The organism is Variovorax sp. EL159 (assembly GCF_900100965.1).
Classification (GTDB): Bacteria; Pseudomonadota; Gammaproteobacteria; order Burkholderiales; family Burkholderiaceae_C; genus Variovorax.
In genome coordinates, this window is the sequence record NZ_FMUJ01000002.1 from 774641 (window position 1) to 794214 (window position 19574).

Consider the following 19574-nt stretch of genomic DNA (forward strand, 5'->3'; position numbering starts at 1 on the left):
CCCTGAAGCGGCACCGATCCGGTTTGCCGCTTCAGGGCGTCGATTCTCCCTCTGTCTCGCCTGCGTCCCTGGCGCAGGCGCTCAGATCGCGTTCAGCGGAATCTTCAGATAGCGGATGCCGTTGTCTTCCGGCTCGGGCAGGTGGCCGGCGCGCATGTTGACTTGCACCGAGGGCAGCATCAGCGCGGGCATCGGCAGGGTGGCATCGCGCGCCGTGCGCATCGCGACGAACTCGTCTTCGCCGATGCCGTCCCGCACGTGGATGTTCTTTGCGCGCTGCTCGGCAACGGTGCTGATGTACTGGAACTCGCGGCCACCCGGCTGGTAGTCGTGGCACATGTAGAGGCGGGTGTTCGGCGGCAGGGCCAGGAGCTTCGCGATCGAGCGGAACAGCGTGCGCGCATCGCCACCCGGAAAGTCGCATCGCGCGGTTCCGTAATCGGGCATGAACAGCGTGTCGCCCACGAAGGCGGCCGCTTCGGTGCCATCGGTGACGAGGTAGGTCATGCAGGCCGGCGTGTGGCCCGGCGTGTGAATGGCCTGTGCCGACAGGCCGCCGATGCTGAATGCTTCGCCATCGGCGAGCAGCTTGTCGAACTGGCTGCCGTCGGGCGCGAATTCGGCGCCTGCGTTGAAGAGCGCACCGAACACGCCCTGTACCTTGCGGATGCCGGCGCCGATGGCCACCTTGCCTCCGAGGTGCTGCTGGAGGTAGGGCGCCGCGGAGAGGTGGTCGGCGTGCACGTGGCTCTCGAGGAGCCAGTCCACCGTCAGGCGCAGTTCGCGCACGCGCGCAATCAGGCGGTCTGCGCCTGCGGTGTGGGTGCGCCCCGACCGCATGTCGAACTCGAGCACGCTGTCGATGATGGCGCAGTGGCCCGTCGGGCTGTCGATGAGCAGATAGCTCATCGTGCTCGTGGACGCGTCGAGGAAGCCCTCGATGCTCATGCGTTGGGTAGTGGTCATCGTCTCCCCCGTGGCCGTGCGGCCGCGTCGCTTGCGGTGTGAGGGCAGCGCCAGCGGGCCGTCATTTCACGGAGGCCTCGAGCAGCGTCGATATCCACGGCGGCGGGATCGCGCCGGGCACGCGCGTGCCGTCGCTGAAGACCAGCGTCGGCGTGCCTTCGACCTTGTACTGGCGGCCCAGGTCGATGCCGCGCTGCAATCCGTCCGTGCTGCAGGCCGTTGCCGCGTCGGCGGGTGCCGTGCCGCTGTCGATCCAGTCCGACCAGGCCTTCTGCCGGTTGCCGCTGCACCAGATGGCGCGCGCCTTGGCGAGCGAGTCCGCACCCAGCACCGGGTAGAGAAACACATAGACCGTGACGTTGCCGATCGCTTTCAGGTCCTTGTCGATGCGCTTGCAGTGGCCGCAGTTCGGGTCGGAGAAAACCGCCAGCCTGTACTTGCCGTTGCCATGGACGGTCTTGATCGCGTCGTTCAGGGGCAGCTTGTCGAAGGCGAAGCCCTCGATTTTCTGGAAGCGCCCCTCGAGCGGATTCTTGTTGCCGGCCTGGGCGTGCGAAGCGCCTGCGGACGCGAACATGGCGAGCGCGCAACCGGCGAGAAGAAGAGGGCGGCGTGCGAATGTCATGGCTGTGTCGATCAAGATGAATGGGAGAGGTGTTCGGTTGCAGTTGCCATCGCGGTCGCGGGGGCGTTCGATTTTGCGGCTGCGCTCGCGGCGGGCCAGAGTGCGAGGCCGCCCGTCAGGCTCCACGCCTGCACGTGCCCGAGGCGACGCAAGACCTTGGCCGCCTGGGCGCTGCGGTTGCCGCTTCGGCAATAGAACAGTATCGGGGTCGTGGCCGGCAAGGCGAGCCAGGCGGGCAGCGCATCGAGCAGCTCCGACAGCGGCACCGCCTTGCGGTGCGCGGCGGCGCCCAGCGGCGGCGCTTCGCTCAGTCGCTGCTCGTACGGCTCGCGCACGTCCACCAGCACCAGGCCGGGATGTTCGCGCAGCAGCCGTCGCGCTTCGATGGCGCTCATCTCGTGGCCGGGGCCGTCGTCGCCGCTGTCGAGAGGCGTCTTGGATGCCAGCGACTGGTACTCGGTGAGCGTGAGATCCTTTTCAAGCTCGGCCTTCGTTGCGGCGAGCCGCTCGGCGTCCATGCGGCCGAGCAGAACCTGCGCCAGCAGTGGCTGTGCGGCCAGGGTGCTTGCGAAACGGTTGTCGTGATCGTGCGCGGGAAGCAGCAGCGTGCGGGGCTCATTCATCGATGAGCTGGGCGCCTGCGATGCAGCTTGCGCAAGATCGCTTTGCTCGCATGCGTCGGGCATCAAGGTATCGCCGACGAACGCCAGTCGGACGTTCATCTGCGCGTCGTGCAGCAGGTAGGCGGTCGCGTCCATGGCGTGGCCCGGAATCGGCCGCCGGGTGATCGTCTGCGTGCCGAGGCGGATCGCATCGGCATCTGCAGGCCAGCCGAGCGCATCGACCTCTTCCGATGGCTGCAGCCGTGCGGGCAGGGCAGCGCGCAGTTCGGCGCCCGAGGCCACGTGATCGCCGTGGCCGTGCGTCTGGAGCACCGCGGCCAGCGCGTAGTCCTGGCAGCGCAGCAGTTCCGCGATGCGCCCGGTCAACCCGGGCAGCGGATCGATGACCACGCACCGCCGGCTGCCCGCGTCGGCCAGCAGGTAGCAGCACGCGCCGTTCACCACGAAACGCTTCAGGCCGTCGAGCACGTCGCCCGAAGGCACTGCGTCGGCGGGCGTGTTGAGGCAACTGGCGCGCAGCGAGGCACCGCAGGCTTCGATCCGCGCGCAGGCCTCGTCGATGAAGCCCGCGTCGCTGGCCGGACCGAACGACAGCCGCACGGCCGAGGCCGCCTGCCATGCGGGCAGCTTCATGGCTTCCAGCACGTGGCTCGGCATCGCCTTCGATGCGCTGCAGGCCGAGCCGCCGCTCACCCGCACGTCGGCTGCGTCGAACAGGTCTTGCAGCAGCCTCGAACTCAGGCCGGGCACGGAGAAGTTGAGGGTGGTCGGCAGGCACGACGCGAACGGCGCGTTGAACACGATGCCGGGGAACGCGCTCTTCAGCGCGGCGGCGATGCGGTCGCGGTAGCCCGCCAGCGTCTGCGCGTCCCTGAAGGTGTGGCCGTCTTCGAGCGCCTCCAGCACCGCGCCGAGGGCGGCGATGCCCGACATGTTCTCGGTGCCCGAGCGCAGCGCGCCCTCCTGGCCGCCGCCCGCCATCAGCGGCGTGAACGGGGCGCCTTCGCGAACGTACAGCAGGCCGATGCCCTTGGGCGCATAGAGCTTGTGCCCGGAGAAGGGCGCGTAGTCGATGCGTTGCGTCTCCAGTTGCAGCGCGAGCTTGCCCAGCGCCTGCACGCTGTCGACCATCCACAGCGCGGGGCTGGCGTCCAATGCTTGCGCAATGCCGTCGAGATCGCTGACGACGCCGGTTTCGTTGTTCGCGGCCATGGTGCAGACCAGCCCGGCGCGGCCCGCGTGCGCGCGCAGCCATTGCAGGTCGTGGCGGCCATCGGGGCTGACCGGGATCGCCAGCACGCGCAGGTTCAGGCCCAGCAATTCGTTCCAGTGCCGGATCGCCTCGGGCACCGCCTTGTGCTCGGTTGCGCCGTACAGCAGGCAGTCCACATCCTGCCGGCCGCGCAGCGAACGCAGTGCCGAGAGCACCGCCGTCTGGATGCCTTCGGTGGCGCCGCTGAGAAAAAGCAGCTGCCCCGTGGGGGCGCCGAGCAGGCGGCGGGCACGGGCCCGCACCGCGTCCATCAGCGCGCGCGCCCGCAGGCCGGTGCTGTGGATGCTGCTGGGGTTGCCGAAATCGTCGGCCATGGCCGCAAGCGCGGCGGATCGGGCGCAAGGCAGCACGGGTGTCGTGGCGTTGGTGTCGAGGTAGATGTCCATTCAGGTGTTTTCCGCGAAAGAAGGGGCGGGCCCGTGTGGGCGCCGCGCATCTGAACGAGTCTGCCGATCGAGGCCGGGCAGCTGTGTGCTTTTTGAATGCCTCGATTCTCTGAAATTAGAATGGCATGCTAATTTTTGGATGATTCATGAAACTGGATTCCGTAGATATCAAGATTCTCGATATCCTGCAGCGGAACGCCGAGCAGCAGGTGGCCCATATCGCCGAGCAGGTCGGGCTGTCGGCCACGCCGTGCTGGCGGCGCATCCAGCGCCTGAAAGAGGCGGGCGTCATCAAGGGCTCGGTGGTCCTGCTCGATCCGCAGAAGGTCAACGTCGCGGTGACGGTGTTCGTGTCGGTGCGCACCAGCACGCACACGCGCGAATGGTTCGAGCGCTTCACGGCCACGGTCCACGCCATTCCGGAAGTGGTCGAGTTCTACCGGATGAGCGGCGACGTCGATTACCTCCTGCGCGTGGTGGTGCCCGACATTGCCGCCTACGACGCCGTGTACAAGCGCCTGACCGAAGGCACGAACCTGCATGACGTCAGCTCCAGCTTCGCCATGCAGGAGCTGAAGCAGACGACGGCACTGCCGCTTGGCTACATCCCGCATTGAGGGGCGGCGTCGAGACTGCTCATGGCCGCGCGGCTGCGGCCCGTCCCCGCTCCTGTGCCACACCTTCATTTCCAAGGACACCGCATGCACGTCGAACTGGTTTCCGAAGCCCGCCACGAATCGCTGATCGACCTGCTGTGCGAGTTGCATGCCTTCTACAACGAAGGCGCCGTGGCATCGCGGGAGGCGGTGCGGGAGCATCTTCTTCGGAATCTTCTGGCGCCCGCTTCGGCGCAGCGCCTGGCCGTGGCGGTGGGCGATGACGGCGCGGTGCGCGGGCTGGCCGCCTTCTCGCTGGTCTATTCGCTGGTCGAGTTCGACCCCGACAACCGCAGGCACTGCCAGCTGAAGGAGCTGTACGTGCGGTCGTCCGACAGAAGCCATGGGGCCGGCCGTGCGCTCATGGCCTGGATGGCCCGTTACGCCTTCGAGAATGGCTGCCGCCGCATCGACTGGCCGGTCAAGGCGTCGAACACGAGGGGCATCGCCTTCTACGAAAGCCTTGGCGCGGCACGCGTTGTCGACAGGCTCAGCTACCGGCTCTCCGGACCCGGGGTGAGCGCGCTGGCCGGCGTGCGCGACGGTGTGCCGCAGCCCTGACCGTCGCCGCCATCGAACATCCATCCATCCATCCATCGTCACATCGCGACAGCATCAATCGCTTCAGCTTCCATGCCAAGAATCCATCTGATCGAAGGCCCCGTCGGTGCGGGCAAATCAACCTACGCGGCCGCCCTGGCGCGCCAGACGGGGGGCGTGCACATCGCGCTCGATGAATGGTTCGCCACGCTGTTCAGCCCCGACCGGCCCGCCGGCGACTTCGTGCCCTGGTACATCGACAGGAAGGCGCGGCTGCTCGACCTCATCTGGCGCCATGCCGGCCGTGTGCTGGCGTCGGGCACGGACGCGATCCTCGAGCTGGGCCTGATCCAGCGGCAGGGCCGGGCCGAGTTCTGCGAGCGGATGCAGGCCGAGGGGCATGCGTTCACGGTCCATGTGCTGGACGCGCCGCTCGAAGTCCGTCGCGAACGCGTGCGGCGACGCAATGCCGAGAAGGGCCCGACGTTCTCGATGGTCGTGCCTGACCACGTCTTCGATATGGCCAGCGCCCTGTGGGAGGCGCCGGACGAATTCGAATGCGGCGAGTACGACGTGACTTTCGTTCCCGACACCGCGAACCGGTAAGCGGCCGCCCGGCTCAGCGCGAGGGCACGGCCACCGGCGCATCGGCCGGCGACGCGCTGCGCCCGATCATCCACGCGCACACCGCCGACACCACGCCCGCGAACAGCACGTACAGGCAGATCTGCCACGGCTCGCCGCCGCCCGACTTGAGCAGCGCGGTCGCAATGATCGGCGTGATGCCCGAGGCGAAGATGCCCGAGAACTGGTAGACGAAGCTGATGCCCGTGTAGCGCACCTTGGCGTCGAACAGGTCGCAGAACAGCGCGGCCTCGGGCCCGTACACCGACGCGTAAAGAATGCCGAAGGGCACGATGATCGCGAGCCACACCAGCAGCACGTTGCCGCCGCTGTGCGTCATCAGCCAGAAGCCGGGAAAGGCTGACACCGCCGTGATGAGCGAGCCCCACATGTAGACGCGCGGCCGCCCCAGCCGGTCGGACATGCGGCCGAAGAAGGGAATGAAGAAGATCATCACCACCGCCGCCGCCATCACGCCGAGCAGCGCCTCGGTGCGGCTGATCTTGAGCGTGCCCGTGAGGTAGTTGATCGAGAACACGCCGAAGATGTTGAAGAACACGCCGTCGATGTAGCGCGCGCCCATGCCCTTGAGCACGTTGCCGGGGTAGCGGCGCAGCATGTCCATGAAGGGAATGCGCAGCTCGGCGTTGCGTGCCTTCACGGCCGCGAATTCGGGTGTTTCCTGCACGTGCAGGCGGATGTACATGCCCACCGCCACCATCGCGCCCGAGATCAGGAACGCGATGCGCCAGCCCCAGGCCAGGAACTGCTCGTCGGTGAGCAGCGACGACAGCAGCGCCACCACGCCCGAGGCCAGGCACAGGCCGATGGCCAGCCCGATCTGCGGCAGCGAGGCGTAGAAGCCGCGCTTTTCCTTCGGTGCGTACTCATACGCCATCAGCACCGCGCCGCCCCATTCGCCGCCCAGGCCGATGCCCTGCGCGATGCGAAGCAGCAGCAACAGCAGCGGCGCCGCGATGCCGATCTGCGCGTAGGTGGGCACGAGGCCAATCAGGAAGGTGGCCACGCCCATGATCATCAGCGTGATGATGAGCATGCTCTTGCGGCCGATCTTGTCGCCGAAGTGGCCGAAGATCACGCCGCCCAGCGGCCGCGTGACGAAGCCCACGGCAAAGGTCGTGTAGGCCAGCAAGGTCGACACCACCGGGTCGCTGCCGGGGAAGTAGAGCTTGTTGAACACGATGCCGGCCACCACGCCGTACAGGAAGAAGTCGTACCACTCGATGGTGGCGCCCACCAGGGCCGAAGCCACCACCCTGCGAATCGCTTTCTCGTCGCTTGCACTCATGTTTGTCTCCAATGAGGTTTGTCGTGGCGGCCTCTGCGGGCCTTTGGGCGTTGCGGAAAAAACTCAGCGTGCGGCCCGGGCCGCTTCGGCGTCCTCTCTGATCAGGTCGACGGCCTTCTCGGCCATCATCACGGCGGGTGCGTTGGTGTTGCCCGACACCAGCGTGGGCATGGCCGAGCAGTCGACGACGCGCAGCCCCGCGATGCCGTGCACGCGCAGGCGCGCATCGACCACGGCCAACGTGTCGGTGCCCATGCGGCAGGTGCCGGTGGGGTGGAAGATGGTGGCGCCGTTGTTGCGGCAGAACTCGAGCAGCTCGGCGTCGCTCGCGGCGTCGGGGCCGGGCTTCACTTCGCGCTTCACATAAGGCCGCATCGCGGGCGCATCGGCGATGGCGCGCGCCGCCTTCACGCCGGCCACGGTGGTGGCGCGGTCGAGTTCGGTGGCCAGGTAGTTGGGCTGCATCTCGGGCGGCTCGGCCACGTCGCGCGAGCGGATGCGAACGTGCCCGCGCGACTCGGGCCGCAGCTGGCACACCGACATCGTGAAGCCCGAATACGGATGCACCTTGCCGCCCGCCATGTCGGCCGAGAGCGTGGCAACGTGGAACTGGATGTCGGGCGTGGCCGCCACCGGCCGGCCGCTCGCATCCTTCAGCGCGCGCATGAAGCAGCCGCCCTGGTTGATGCCCACCGCCAGCGGGCCGGTGCGGTGCAGCAGCCATTCGAGGCCCATGCCGATCTGGCCGGTCCATGAATTGAGCTGGTCGTTGGTGGTGATGGGCTTCGTGCACTCGTAGCCCAGGCGGATCTGCAAGTGGTCTTGCAGGTTCTCTCCCACGCCGGGCAGCTCGTGCACCAGCGGAATGCCGAAGCGCTCCAACAGCGCGCGCGGCCCGATGCCCGAGAGCTGCAGCAGCTGCGGCGACTGGATCGAGCCCGCCGACAGCAGCACCTCGGCGCGGCAGCGCGCGGTCTTCAGCTCGCCGCCTTGCCGGTAGGTGACGCCGACCGCACGGCGCCCCTCGAACAGCAACTGGCTGGCCATGGCATCGGTTTCGATGCGCAGGTTGGGCCGGTGCTTCGCCGGCGCCAGGTAGGCCTTGGCCGTGCTGCAGCGCCAGCCCTTGTGCGTGGTCAGCTGGTAGTAGCCGGCGCCTTCCTGCAGGGCGCCGTTGAAGTCTTCGGTGCGCGGCACGCCGGTCTGCTGCGCGCCGTCGATGAAGGCTTCGATCAGCTCGTGCCTGGCCGCGATGTTCGAGACCTTCAGCGGGCCGTTGCCGCCGTGGAAGGTATCGGCGCCGCGCTGGTTGCCCTCGGACTTGATGAAGTAGGGCAGCACGTCGTCGTAGCCCCAGCCCGTGTTGCCGAGCGCGGCCCAGTGGTCGTAGTCCTCGCGCTGGCCGCGGATGTAGATCAGGCCGTTGATCGCGCTCGAGCCGCCCAGCGTCTTGCCGCGCGGCCAGTAGATGCGCCGGCCGTTCATGTTCGGGTCGGGTGCGGTCTCGAAGCGCCAGTTGTAGGTGGGGCTCCACATCGTCTTGCCGTAGCCGATGGGCAGGTGAATCCAGAGCGACCTGTCGGGCGGCCCGGCCTCGAGCAGCAGTACCCGCGTGGCCGGGTCTTCGCTCAAGCGGCCAGCCAGCACGCAGCCGGCGGAACCGGCACCGACGACGATGTAGTCGAACTCTGGGTCAGGCATGCAAGGGGTCCGGGAGTGGAACAATCGCTGGGCTCGGCCGCATCGTAGGCCATTGATTTTCGGAACGCAATGTTCCATTTTTAAGGTTTACCCGCATGCCCCGTTCCGCGCGCACGCCTGCCGCCGCCATTGCCGTCCCTTCGCCAGCACCGGCCGTGGCCGACGAACCCGGCTCCGGTTCCTCGGCCGAACGCAGCCTGCGCCTGCTGGCGCTGCTGGCCAACGAGGGCCGCGCGCTCACGCTCGCTGAGCTGGCCGCGCAACTGGGCCTGCCCAAGGGCACCGCGCACCGCATCTGCACGCAACTGCTGGCGACGGGTTTCCTGGCGCGCGACGTGGACGAGCGCTCATTCAGCGTCGGCCCCGCGCTGCGCAAGCTGGCTTTCGACACGCTCAACCACGGCGTGGTGCGCGGGCTGCGGCACGAGGTGCTGTCCGAACTCGTGCGCCAGGTCGGCGAGACCTGCAACCTCACCACGCTCGACGGCGCGCAGGTGCTTTATCTGGATCGCGTCGAAGCGCAATGGCCGCTGCGGCTGACGCTCGACGTGGGCTCGCACGTGCCGCTGCATTGCACCGCCAGCGGCAAGCTGTTCCTGGCGTCGATGCCGAAGAAGGAGCGCGACGCACTGATCGACCGGCTGCCGCTCGCGCGCATGACCGCCAACACGTTGACTACGGCCGCCGCGCTGCACGCCGAGTGCGAGGACATCGCCAAGGGCGGCTACTCGTGCGACCGCGAGGAGTTCATCGCCGGGCTGGTGGCGGTGGCCGTGCCGGTGCGCGATGCCGCAGGCGCCGTGCGCGCGGCGCTGGCGGTGCATGCGCCGACGGCGCGGATGTCGATGGAAGACGCGTTGAAGCGCATCGATGCGTTGAAGGCCGCGGCGGGGAAGATGACCGGGCTTCTCTGAGCCTGAGCATTCGAGCCCGCAGCCTCCCGGATAGAGGAGGCGGGGCGCGAACAGCCACGCCGATTTCTCCCCGCAAGCGTGCGCACCATCGGGCGTTGGCCGAGAATCCCGTGCTCATGCGGCGTGCATGAAGAACAGGGAAACCCATGGTGAACGTCAACGTCGTCGAAACCATCCGCAACTACAACGCAGGCCGCGATCCGGAGCGCCTGGCGATGAAATTCGCCAACCTGCGCACCAACCCCTTCGTCTTCCTGCGCGGCACCTGCCACCTGTTCTACGACCGCCTGCCGGCCGACCCGCTGTTCACGAAGGCGCCCGCGGGCTGGCTGTGCGGCGACGCGCACCTCGAGAACTTCGGCAGCTACAAGGGCGACAACCGGCTCGTGTACTTCGACCTCAACGATTTCGATGAAGCCGCGCTGGCGCCGGTGACGTGGGAGCTGGTGCGCTTTCTCACCAGCATCCTGGTGGCCGGCGACAGCCTGTGCGCGAGCGCCGACGACGCGACCGCGCTGTGCAAGGTCTTCCTCGACGCCTATGCTGGCGCGCTGTCGCTGGGCAAGGCCCGCTGGGTCGAGCGCGACACCGCCGACGGGCTCATCGGCGAGTTGCTGGACACGCTCAAGGCGCGCACCCGGCCCGCCTTTCTCGACCGTCGCACCGACAGCAAGGGCCACGGCCGCGTCATTCGCTGCGACGGCAAGCACGCGCTGAAGGTCGACGACGCCGCGCGCGACCGGGTGACGAAGCTGGTCGACACCTTCGCGGCCTCGCAGGACAAGCCGGGCTTCTTCAAGGTGCGCGACGTGGCGCGGCGCATCGCCGGCACCGGCAGCCTCGGCGTCGAGCGCTACATCGTGCTGGTCGAAGGCAAGGGCTCGCCCGACGGCAACTACCTGCTCGACCTGAAGCAGGCGCTGCCGTCGTCCCTGGCGCCGCACCTGAAGCTCAAGCAGCCCGACTGGCCCTCGCAAGCGCACCGCGTGGTGGGGCTGCAGCGCCGCATGCAGGCCGTGTCGATGGCGTTCCTGCATCCCATTGCAGAGGCCAAGATTTCGTACGTGCTGCGCGGCCTGCAACCCAGCGAAGACCGCGTGACGCTCGACGTGCAGCGCACGGGGCTCGACCAGATCCGCGGCGTGATCGACGAGATGGGGCAGCTGATGGCTTGGGCGCAACTGCGCAGCGCAGGGCGCCAGGGCTCGGCCATCGCCGATGCGCTGATTGACTTCGGAGGCTCGGCCAAGTCGTGGCGCGCCGACCTGCTGGACGCCGCGCACCAATGCGCCGCGCTGGTCGGGAAAGACTGGAAGGCCTACAGCGATGCTTTCGACGGCGGTGCGCTGAAGTCCTGATCGGAGCTCGGGCGGCCGCCCTCAGGCCAGCTCGAAAGAGAAAGTCCCGCTCCCCGGCCGCGACAGCATGCGTTGTGCCGCATCGCTCGCGCGCTCGAATGCCCTTTGCCAGGCGCGCGCGTCCGTCTGTTCGGTCTCGTTCATCCACTGGAAGTCCGGTTCGAGCTGCCTCGACCATGCGCGAAAGCATGCGATCACCCGCGCTGGGCCGCCGAGGCTTTCCTCCAGAAGAACGAGGAGGGCCTGGCTCACCACCATGCGGTCTCTCAGCGTCAGCGCCTCGCCTTCGAGGCGCACGACGTACGGCTGCCTCGACTGGAAATCGGTGTCGGCCATGGCGGGGCGATCCGCGACCTGCAGATCGTCGTCATGGGGCGGGGGCTTCACTGGGCCACCCGCGTACCGGGCGCACGGGGCACATCGGGCGCGACGCGCCACGTTGTTCGATAGAACCTGCTCACTGATCCGTCTCCTCGGAACATTCAAAAGATGCTGCGCCGAGAAACAAAAGTGGCAGTTCGACGCGCGGGTGAGACTGTCAAAGATCAGCGTGCCGGGGTCAACGCCACTTTCTTTCAGTGGGTTGCAATAAGTTGCACCGCCGAGGCTCTTGTCGCGGGCGCGGGCTCAGGGGGCGAACTGATACCCCGTGCCGCGCACCGCATGCAGCGGCAGGCGCATGCCGGCCTGCCGTGCCTTGCGGCGCAACCGGCTCACGATCACATCGAGCCGCTTCGGGTCGGCATCGCGCGGGTTGCCGCCCATGCCGAGCAGCAGGTCGTCGCGGCTCAGCACCTGGCCGCCTGCACCGATCAGCGACGACAGCAGGGCGCGCTCGTTGGTGGTGAGCTTCAGGCGCAGCCCCGCGGGATCGCACAGCACCCAGTCGCCTTCGGCGAGCCGCCAGACAGATGCAGGTGCCGAGCCGGCGACGTGCCGTATCGCTGCGAGTGGCGGGCGCATCACGGCGCGCACGCGGCTGCCCAGCATGCGGATGGTGGCGCTCAACTCTTCGATGTGCACGGGCTTGACCATGTACACATCGGCGCCCCGGCGCAGCGCCTCGATGCGTTCTTCCACCGCGCCGCGCGCGGACGCCATGACGATGCCGATGGGGCCCGTCGCACGCAACTGCGCGGCGAGCGAAAGGCCGTCTTCGCCGCTCAGGCCGATGTCGAGCACCGCGACCTCGCAGGGCGCCAGCGCATGCGCCTTGTAGAAGGCCGGCGCATCGGGCAGGCCGCGCACGTCGAAGCCCGCGTTGCCGAGCAGCAGCACGATGTCTTCGCGCAGGTCGTCGTCGTCCTCGACCAGGTACACGCGCAGCGGGGCCATGGCAGCGGGTTCGATGGGGTCGATGGTGCTCATGCAGCGTGTTCAATGACCCGGCACGACCGGCAGCAGAAAGCGGAAGACCGAGCCCGCCGGATTCGAGCGCACCAGCACCAGCGAGCCGCTGTGCGCCCGCGCGATCTCCGCACCCAGGAAGAGACCCAGGCCAGTGCCCCCGGCGATGCGGGCACCGGTGCCGCGAAAGAAGCGCTCGAAGATGTGCGGCTGCTCGTGCGCGGGAATGCCGTCGCCACGGTCTTCCACGTCCACGCAGGCCAGATGCTCCTGCACAGTGACGTGGATGTCGACATGGCGGTCGGGCGCCGAGTACTTGATGGCATTCTGAACAAGGTTGTGAAGCGCGATCTCGAGCAGCGCGGGGTCGCCATGAACCCACGCACCGCCGTGCGGCAGGTGCAGACGGATGCGTGCCTGCTCGAGCGGGCCGAGCGGCGCGATCAGCCCTTCGACCAATCTGCGCAGATCGATGGTCTCGGCCTTCAGTTGCGGGCGCTCGCCGTGCAGGCGGTCTTCGGCCAGGCAGTTGACGACCAGTTGCGTCAGCCGCTGCACCGCGCGCCGGATCTTGGCGACGCGCGGCGGTATCTCCACCTTCGGCAGTTCGATCGATTGCGCGGCCGCGTCGATCACCGCCAGCGGCGTGCGGAATTCATGCGACACCAGCGACACGAACTGCCGCTGCTGCTGCAGCGCCTTGCGCTCGGACGCCAGCGCGGCTTCCAGGCTGGCCTCGGCCTGCCGGCGGCGCCCGATCTCCTCGGCCAGCAAGGCGTTGCTGCGGAACAGCTCCAGGGTGCGCTGCTGCACCTTGTCTTCGAGCAGGCGTTCGGCGCGCTGCGCGTCGTCGAGCGCGCGATGGCGGGTCTGCCGCAACTGGGTCTCGGCGCGGCGGGTGCGGTCGGCGACGATGATCGCGAGCAGCAGCATGTAGGTCAGCCGCACCGCCGTCCATGTTGGCCCCAGCCCTTCGTCGGGTCCGGCGTCCAGCAGGCCCATCCATCGCAGGCGACCGATCAGGCTCGACAGCGCGAGCAGCAGCATCAGCGCGGCGGGCCATGCAAACTGCCATTGGCGCCTGACGAACAACAGCCAGCCGGCGATGCCGATGGTGCCGATGAGCGCCGCGAGTTCGAGCACTGCCATCCAGGGTTCGATCGCGGCGTGATAACCGGCCAGCGCGAGCACTGCGTTCAGCAGGTTCAGCGCGACGAAGGCGTTGGCCGTTCGCGCCGCGCGCGGCAGGTGGTGCCTGAACTCGAACAGCCGCGAAACGAAGAGTGCAGTCGATGCCTGGAACAGCGCCTGCAGCACGGCACGCAGGCCCATGTCGCCCAACTGCTCGGGCTCCCACATCGACGGCACGATCTGCCAGGCATGCAGCAGCAGCGCGGCCAGCATCACAAGTGCGAAGTGCAGGAAGAGCGAATCGCGCAGCCACTTCCAGAAGACCAGGTTGAGCATCAGCAGCGCGAAGGTTGCGCCGGCGCTGACGCTCAGGCAGGTGCCGAGCTGGCGTTGCTGGCGCTCGAAGCCGCTGTTCTGCAAGAGCTGGAAGCCGTCGACGCCCAAGGTGTCCTGCAGGTGCAGGTAATACGTGGCTGGCGACGCAGACAGTTGCACCGGAAAGAACAGGTCCTGGCTGACGAAACGCCAGCTCAGCGGAAACTGGCGGCCGGCTCGGCCTGCCGTGTTCGCGCCTGCAGCATCGGATGGATGAAGCGTCACGCCGCCAGGCCGCACGGCGCGCACGCGCAGCCACCAGTCGGCGGGCGCATCGGCGGTGCGCGACAGGGTGAAGCGGGCCCAGCACTCGACGCCCGCCGTGCAGTTCAGCGAAGCCGCATCGTTCGCCGCAAGCGCCGTAAAAGATGCATCGTGCCGCCCCGCAAGCACCTCGCTTGCAGGCAAGGTGCCGGCCGGAGCACGCAGCACCTCGACGCGCTGTGCAAAGCCGAAGCCGCTTGCGACGCCGTCGGCGGCACCCACCGTGGCAGCCTGCACCGAAGCGCCGAGGCCGAGCCACGGGAGCAGTGTCAACAGGATGCAGCGGAGCCAGAAGCCAGCACAGACGGACGCGACGGACGGGATGGGGCCTTCTCCAGCTGCAGTTCACAAAGAGGTGACAATTCTCACACCCTTCGACAACTGATGCTTTGCCACGGCGATGTGCGTCGAAGGCCCAGGCGAACCACCGGAATGCCGACCATGAACGCACCCGATCACGAGCCGCAGATTGCGACCTTCCTGGCCAAGTATTCGCCCGTGGTCGAGGCGCAATTGCGCGACGCGCGCCAACGGTTGCGCGCCTTCTTTCCGCGCGGCTTCGAGCTGGTCTTCGACAACTACAACGCGCTGGTGTTCGGCATCAGCCCGACCGATCAGGCGTCGGACGCGTTCATCTCCATCGCCGGCTATCCCCGATGGGTCACGCTGTTCTTTCTCGACGGCGCGGCGCTGGACGATCCGGCCGGGCTGCTCGAAGGCACGGGAAAACAGGTGCGAAGCATTCGCCTGCAGGCGCCGTCGCAGATGAACACGCCCGAAGTTGAAGCGCTGATTGCGCAGGCGGTGCTTGCGCACCGGCAGGGCTTGTTGGCGGCACCGGCGCTTTCCACCATGGTCAAGACGGTGGTGGCCAGGCAGAGACCGCGGCGGCTTGCGCAAGCGGGGCGTTGACGGCCGCGACGGCCGCGAAATCCCGTGCGACAAACCGGGCACCGCACGCAAGTTTTCGAATGGAATCGCTCCTTGATTCGGGACCGATCCGACTGACAACCTGAGTTCTAATTCGAACAGCGACCCGTATCGAGGTTCGCTTAAAAAACGAGAGATATAGAGAAGGATCAGAGATGATATTCAGCGGCTTTTTCTTCTTCCTGCTGCTGTGCGTGGGCGCGGGTATCTGGGCTTCCAACCGGGGGCGCTTCGGTGTGGGCTGGTTCTTCATCAGCATCATCGTGAGCCCCGTGATCGCCTTCATTCTGCTGGCGGTCATGAAGGATCTTTCGAAAGACGCAGCTGAATCCGTGTCGGGAGGACAGACGAACCGCGCTCCAGCTCCGCCTCCTGGTCCGGTCGATGACGACTATGCGGTCGCGCTCGAAGAGGCGACCAGCGGGCAGCGCAAGGCGGGCATCTGGGCCAAGGCATTCACGGATGCGGTCGGTGACAAGGACCGTACCGTGGCCCTGTACACCGCACGTCGTGCACAGGACCTGGCCGATGAGCGCAACCGCCGTGCGGCCGACGAACTTCGGCAGACTGAAGAAGGCCGCGCTCTGCTGGCTCAGCAAGCGTACGACGCGCTGCCAAAGGGCACGTGCCCGAATTGCGGAACGGTGATTCCGCTTGACTCACCCATCTGTCCCCAGCCGAAGTGCGGCGCGTCCTTCGATGCGCCGGACGGCTGGCGCATCAAGCCGCTGGCCACCTGAGCATTTCCGCGCCCACGAGGGTGCGACAACTCAGCCAAGCAGACCGACCAGCGACCGCACCACGCTCACCGTCGCCAGCGCAATCAGCAGATTCAGCACGTGCTTCCGGAACTGCACCGGCGACACACCCTTGAACGAGCGCTGCCCATACCAGATGCCCGCCAGCATCGCGGGCGCGAGCCACAGCGCCCACTTGAGCGTGTCGGGCCCCAGCAGCGTGCCCGAGGCATGCGCCGCGGAGGGCATGAGCGCGGCGCAGACCAACGACACGATATCGCTGAACAGCAGCAGCGCGATCAGCGTGGCGCGCAGCGCAGCCGGTGCCATCTTCGTGGTGCTCAGCATCACCGCGATCGCGATGCCGCCAATCGCTGCCACGCCGTTGATGAAGCCCGATGCCAGCCCCGCCGCGAGCCGCACGCCGCGCGTGGGCACCAGCGTGACATGCGCGCCGCCGCGCAGCAGCAGGGCCGCCGCCATCAGCAGCGCGCCGATCAGCAGGCGCAGGGGCGTTTCAGGCAGCCACGCCAGCAGCGCCACGCCGATGGGAATGCAGATCAGGTTGCCCAGCATCAGCCAGCTGAGCCAGGGCATGTCGACATCGCGCGCGATGCCGCGCAACTGGCTCAGGCTTGCGAGGATTTCCAGCGCGAAGATCGCGGGCACCACCAGCGCGGGCGATATCACCAGCGACATGCCCGCCACCGTGATGGCCGAGAAGCCGAAGCCCGCAAAGCCGCGCACGATGCCCGCCGCGAACACCACGCACAGGCTGTAGACGAGCAAGGCCGGCGCCAGCGGCGGCACCAGAAGCTCGGCCGCCGTCATGCGCCGAACAACGGCAGCAGCTTCAGGCGCTGCACCTTTCCCGAAGGGCCGCGCGGCAGTTCGGTCACGAAACGGTAGTGGCCGGGCGCCTTGTAGCGGCCGAGCACGTCGGCGCTGAAGGCGCGCAGTTCTTCTTCGGTGCAGGCAACGCCTTCGCGCAGCACGATGCACACGCCGACCTCCTGGCCGTAGTGGCGGTCGGGCACGCCCAAGGCAGCGGCCTCCAGCACGGCGGGGTGCTGCAGCAGCGCTTCGTCGATCTCGCGTGGCGCGATGTTCTCGCCGCCCTTGATGATCAGTTCCTTGATGCGCCCGGTGACGAAGAAGAAGCCGTCTTCGTCGCGGTGCCCCAGGTCGCCGGTGCGCAGCCAGCCGTCGGGCGTGAAGCTCGCGCGCGTGGCTTCGTCGTTCTTGTAGTAGCCGAGCATCACGTTCGGTCCGCGGATCACCAGCTCGCCGGTCACGCCGTTGGGCACGGCCGCCAGCCGCGCATCGACCACGCCCGCCATGCAGCCCGATGCGCGCCCCACCGAGCCGAGCTTGCGCGCGGCCGGGTCCATCGGGTTGGAGAACGAAGGCGCGGCCGTCTCGGTGAGCCCCATGGTCTCGACGATGCCGATGCCGAACATCTGCTCGAAGGCGCGGTGGTGCTCGGGCGGTAACGCGGCCGAGGCCGAGCGGCAGAAACGGATCGCCACTGTCTGCGCAAGCGGCGGCTTCGGGCCTTCGAGCAGGTACGAGATCATGGTGGGCACCACGTTGATCCAGCTGCACTGCGTGTGCGTGGCCTGCGCCCAGAAGCGGCCCGCCGAGAACTTCGGTGGCATCGCCAGGCTGCCGCCGTGTGCCAGCGGCGCGAGCATGGTCACCGCAAAAGCGTTGATGTGATACAGCGGCAGCACTGCGAGCACGCGGTCGGAGGGCTGCAACGCATGTTCGGCGCTGATCGCATGCGCGTTGGCCGCGAGGTTGCGCTGCGTGAGCATCACGCCCTTGGGCAGGCCGGTGGTGCCCGAGGTGTACATCAGCAGCGCCACGCTGCCGGGTGCAGGCGGTGCCGTGGCGAGTGCGGTGTCTTCGTCTTTCTCTCCTGGCAACGCATCGGCCTCGGGGTCGGCCACGACTACCGTCACCGGCCGGTCGAGGGCTTGCACGATCTCGCGCACGCGGGCTTCCCACTCGGGTGCGACGCAGACCACGCGGCAATCGGAATGCGACAGCACGTGGCGCATCTGCTCCGGTTGCGACAACAGGTTGACCGGGTTCACGCAGAAGCCGCCGTGCATCGCGCCCAGCAGCAGCCGCAGCGTCAGCAACCCGTTGGGCATGACGACCGAGACCGTGTCGCCCGGCCGTGCGCCATGGCCGCGCAGCACGGCGGCCACGCGCAGGCAGCTTCGCGCCAGTTCGCCATAGCCGATGTGCCGCTCGCTCTCGGTCGCGCGGGCATACACCGCATGAGGCTGCAGCCGCGCCTGATGCTCGATCAGCGCGTGGACGGTCTCCAGCGCCGTGGTTGCCGCCGCCATGCTCACTTCGCGCCGTGCGCGGCGAAGAAGGCTCCGAAGATCTCTTCCTCGCTCGGCACCTTTTCTGGAATCGGACGCGACACGCGCGTGATGTTCAGGTAGTGGCGGTAGTTCATGTTGTCGGAGAAGTTGTTCTTGCCCCAGGTGCCGCAGCCCATCGACAGCGAGAAAGGCAGGCCGTTGTCGAAGCTGCCGCCGGTCGCGATGCAGTGCGCCTGGTCGACGATCACGCGCGACACCGGCAGCGCAAGGCCCAGCGCGAGCGCGCGTTCGGGCACCGCGCTGTGCAGGCCCACCGAGTGGCCCGCGCCTTCGTAGCCGTAGATGCGTTCGACTGTGGCGGCCGCTTCGTCGAAATCGCGCGCGGCATAGATGGCGAGTACGGGGCTGAGCTTCTCACCAGAGAACGGATGGTCGTGGCCCACGCCGTCTTCGGCCACCATGAGGATGCGCGGATCGGTCGCCGCAATGGCCAGCCATGCCTCGCGGTTCGCGCCATCGACGTTTGCCGCGCGTTCGGCGATGGTGCGCGCCGACTGCCCGATGACAGCGGCCGAGAGCTTGCCCTCGGGCCACATCAGCGCCTGGAGCGTGGCCTTCTGCGGGGCCGCGAGCATGACTGCGCCACGGTCTTTCAGCGCCGCGAGCATCGGGGCGCGTACCGCATCGACGATGACGAGGCTGTTCTCCGACGAGCAACTGGTCGCGTTGTCGAAAGTCTTGGAGCGCACGATGCGCTCGGCCGCCGCGCGGACGTCGGCCGTTTCATCGACGATGCCCGCCACGTTGCCCGCGCCCACGCCGAAGGCCGGCGTGCCGCTCGCATAGGCCGCGCGCACGTTGGCCTGCGAGCCGGTGGCCACCACCAGATCGCACAGGCGCATCAGCTCGGCCGTCGATTGCTTGTTGATGGGCTGGGGCAGCAACTGCACCAGGTCGCGCGGTGCGCCGATGCGGTCGAGCTGCGCGTGGATGAACTCGATCAAGCGCGCCGCCGTCGACCAGCCCTTGGGCGACGGCGCGACGATGACCGCGTTGCGCCCCTTGAGCGCATTGATGATCTTGTTGGCCGGCGTGGCGCCGGGGTTGGTCGATGGCGTGACGGCGCACACCACGCCCACGGGCCGCGCGATCTCGACGATGCCGCGCGCCGGGTCTTCGCCGATCACGCCGACCGAACGCGCGCCGTGCAGGTCGCGCAACAGGCCGAAGGTCTTGCGGTGGTTTTTGCGCACCTTGTCTTCGACATTGCCGACGCCGGTGTCTGCAACGGCCAGTTCGGCCAACTCGCGGTTGCGCGCCGGTTCGATGATGGCCCAGCCGGTAGCCACCACGGCGGTGTCGACCTGCGCCTGTGACCAAGTTTCGTAAACGCGCTGCGCGGCGCGGGCGCGCCCCACGAGTTCGGCGATGGGGGAAGAAGAGGGGGATGCGGGATGTTCCATGGGATCTGTC

Annotated in this window: 18 protein-coding genes; 7 read left to right on the plus strand and 11 right to left on the minus strand. The window is 67.9% G+C overall.

Annotated features, from left to right (window positions below):
• Positions 1 to 81: 81 nt before the first annotated feature.
• The 3 genes from BLQ28_RS09785 to BLQ28_RS09795 all read right to left on the minus strand — a co-directional run bounded on the left by BLQ28_RS09785 (position 82) and on the right by BLQ28_RS09795 (position 3873).
• Positions 82 to 966, minus strand: a complete 885-nt coding sequence (locus BLQ28_RS09785) for an MBL fold metallo-hydrolase (RefSeq protein ID WP_093238707.1) — start codon at positions 964 to 966, stop codon at positions 82 to 84.
• Positions 967 to 1027: 61 nt separating this feature from the next.
• Entirely contained in the window at positions 1028 to 1591 is a 564-nt protein-coding gene (locus BLQ28_RS09790) for a DsbC family protein (RefSeq protein WP_093239430.1), read from the minus strand.
• 11 nt (positions 1592 to 1602) lie between these two features.
• Positions 1603 to 3873 carry an aminotransferase class V-fold PLP-dependent enzyme gene (locus tag BLQ28_RS09795; protein WP_093238709.1) on the minus strand — a complete coding sequence of 757 codons (2271 nt, stop codon included), beginning with the start codon at positions 3871 to 3873 and terminating at the stop codon, positions 1603 to 1605.
• Positions 3874 to 4025: 152 nt separating this feature from the next.
• Here BLQ28_RS09795 and BLQ28_RS09800 point away from each other — a divergent pair, with 152 nt between their 5' ends.
• From BLQ28_RS09800 to BLQ28_RS09810, 3 genes are all read left to right on the plus strand, one after another.
• Positions 4026 to 4490 (plus strand): Lrp/AsnC family transcriptional regulator, encoded by a 465-nt coding sequence (locus tag BLQ28_RS09800; RefSeq protein ID WP_093239431.1) that lies wholly within the window; start codon positions 4026 to 4028, stop codon positions 4488 to 4490.
• A gap of 84 nt (positions 4491 to 4574) precedes the next feature.
• The gene (locus tag BLQ28_RS09805) at positions 4575 to 5090 is read left to right on the plus strand and encodes a GNAT family N-acetyltransferase (protein WP_093238710.1); all 516 of its coding nucleotides are present in this window, start codon (positions 4575 to 4577) and stop codon (positions 5088 to 5090) included.
• Positions 5091 to 5162: 72 nt separating this feature from the next.
• Positions 5163 to 5675, plus strand: a complete 513-nt coding sequence (locus tag BLQ28_RS09810; RefSeq protein WP_093238711.1) for a P-loop nucleotide/nucleoside kinase family protein — start codon at positions 5163 to 5165, stop codon at positions 5673 to 5675.
• A 13-nt stretch (positions 5676 to 5688) separates the two neighbouring features.
• Here BLQ28_RS09810 and BLQ28_RS09815 read toward each other — a convergent pair whose 3' ends face one another.
• Together BLQ28_RS09815 and BLQ28_RS09820 are read right to left on the minus strand one after the other, a co-directional pair.
• Entirely contained in the window at positions 5689 to 7002 is a 1314-nt protein-coding gene (locus tag BLQ28_RS09815) for an MFS transporter (protein ID WP_093238713.1), read from the minus strand.
• A gap of 63 nt (positions 7003 to 7065) precedes the next feature.
• Positions 7066 to 8703 carry a GMC family oxidoreductase gene (locus tag BLQ28_RS09820; protein WP_093238714.1) on the minus strand — a complete coding sequence of 546 codons (1638 nt, stop codon included), beginning with the start codon at positions 8701 to 8703 and terminating at the stop codon, positions 7066 to 7068.
• A 95-nt stretch (positions 8704 to 8798) separates the two neighbouring features.
• On the opposite strand from BLQ28_RS09820, the gene BLQ28_RS09825 reads away from it, so the two are divergent.
• Together BLQ28_RS09825 and BLQ28_RS09830 are read left to right on the plus strand one after the other, a co-directional pair.
• Complete coding sequence (locus BLQ28_RS09825; RefSeq protein ID WP_093238715.1) at positions 8799 to 9617, plus strand: IclR family transcriptional regulator; 819 nt, start codon at positions 8799 to 8801, stop codon at positions 9615 to 9617.
• A gap of 146 nt (positions 9618 to 9763) precedes the next feature.
• Positions 9764 to 10975 carry a DUF2252 domain-containing protein gene (locus BLQ28_RS09830; RefSeq protein ID WP_093238717.1) on the plus strand — a complete coding sequence of 404 codons (1212 nt, stop codon included), beginning with the start codon at positions 9764 to 9766 and terminating at the stop codon, positions 10973 to 10975.
• A gap of 21 nt (positions 10976 to 10996) precedes the next feature.
• Here the strand turns inward: BLQ28_RS09830 and BLQ28_RS09835 are convergent, their stop codons facing one another.
• The 3 genes from BLQ28_RS09835 to BLQ28_RS09845 form a co-directional block, all read right to left on the minus strand.
• Entirely contained in the window at positions 10997 to 11311 is a 315-nt protein-coding gene (locus BLQ28_RS09835; RefSeq protein WP_093238718.1) for a hypothetical protein, read from the minus strand.
• 291 nt (positions 11312 to 11602) lie between these two features.
• Positions 11603 to 12343, minus strand: a complete 741-nt coding sequence (locus BLQ28_RS09840; protein WP_256327238.1) for a response regulator transcription factor — start codon at positions 12341 to 12343, stop codon at positions 11603 to 11605.
• Between the two features lie 9 nt (positions 12344 to 12352).
• A complete protein-coding gene (locus BLQ28_RS09845) occupies positions 12353 to 14365 on the minus strand; it encodes a sensor histidine kinase (RefSeq protein WP_093238720.1) in 2013 nt (670 codons plus the stop codon).
• Between the two features lie 168 nt (positions 14366 to 14533).
• On the opposite strand from BLQ28_RS09845, the gene BLQ28_RS09850 reads away from it, so the two are divergent.
• On the plus strand, positions 14534 to 15004 hold the full coding sequence (locus BLQ28_RS09850; RefSeq protein ID WP_176801056.1) for a DUF1801 domain-containing protein: 471 nt from the start codon (positions 14534 to 14536) through the stop codon (positions 15002 to 15004).
• A 173-nt stretch (positions 15005 to 15177) separates the two neighbouring features.
• Positions 15178 to 15762 carry a zinc ribbon domain-containing protein gene (locus tag BLQ28_RS09855; protein ID WP_093238723.1) on the plus strand — a complete coding sequence of 195 codons (585 nt, stop codon included), beginning with the start codon at positions 15178 to 15180 and terminating at the stop codon, positions 15760 to 15762.
• A gap of 30 nt (positions 15763 to 15792) precedes the next feature.
• Here the strand turns inward: BLQ28_RS09855 and BLQ28_RS09860 are convergent, their stop codons facing one another.
• The 3 genes from BLQ28_RS09860 to BLQ28_RS09870 are packed head-to-tail and all read right to left on the minus strand — an operon-like array spanning position 15793 to position 19564.
• A complete protein-coding gene (locus BLQ28_RS09860) occupies positions 15793 to 16590 on the minus strand; it encodes a sulfite exporter TauE/SafE family protein (RefSeq protein WP_093238725.1) in 798 nt (265 codons plus the stop codon).
• Positions 16587 to 18119: an AMP-binding protein gene (locus BLQ28_RS09865; RefSeq protein WP_093238726.1), complete on the minus strand. Its 1533-nt coding sequence runs from the start codon at positions 18117 to 18119 to the stop codon at positions 16587 to 16589. The genes BLQ28_RS09860 and BLQ28_RS09865 overlap by 4 nt, the downstream gene beginning before the upstream one ends.
• A 2-nt stretch (positions 18120 to 18121) precedes the next feature.
• A complete protein-coding gene (locus tag BLQ28_RS09870) occupies positions 18122 to 19564 on the minus strand; it encodes an acylating sulfoacetaldehyde dehydrogenase (RefSeq protein ID WP_093238728.1) in 1443 nt (480 codons plus the stop codon).
• Positions 19565 to 19574 lie beyond the last annotated feature (10 nt).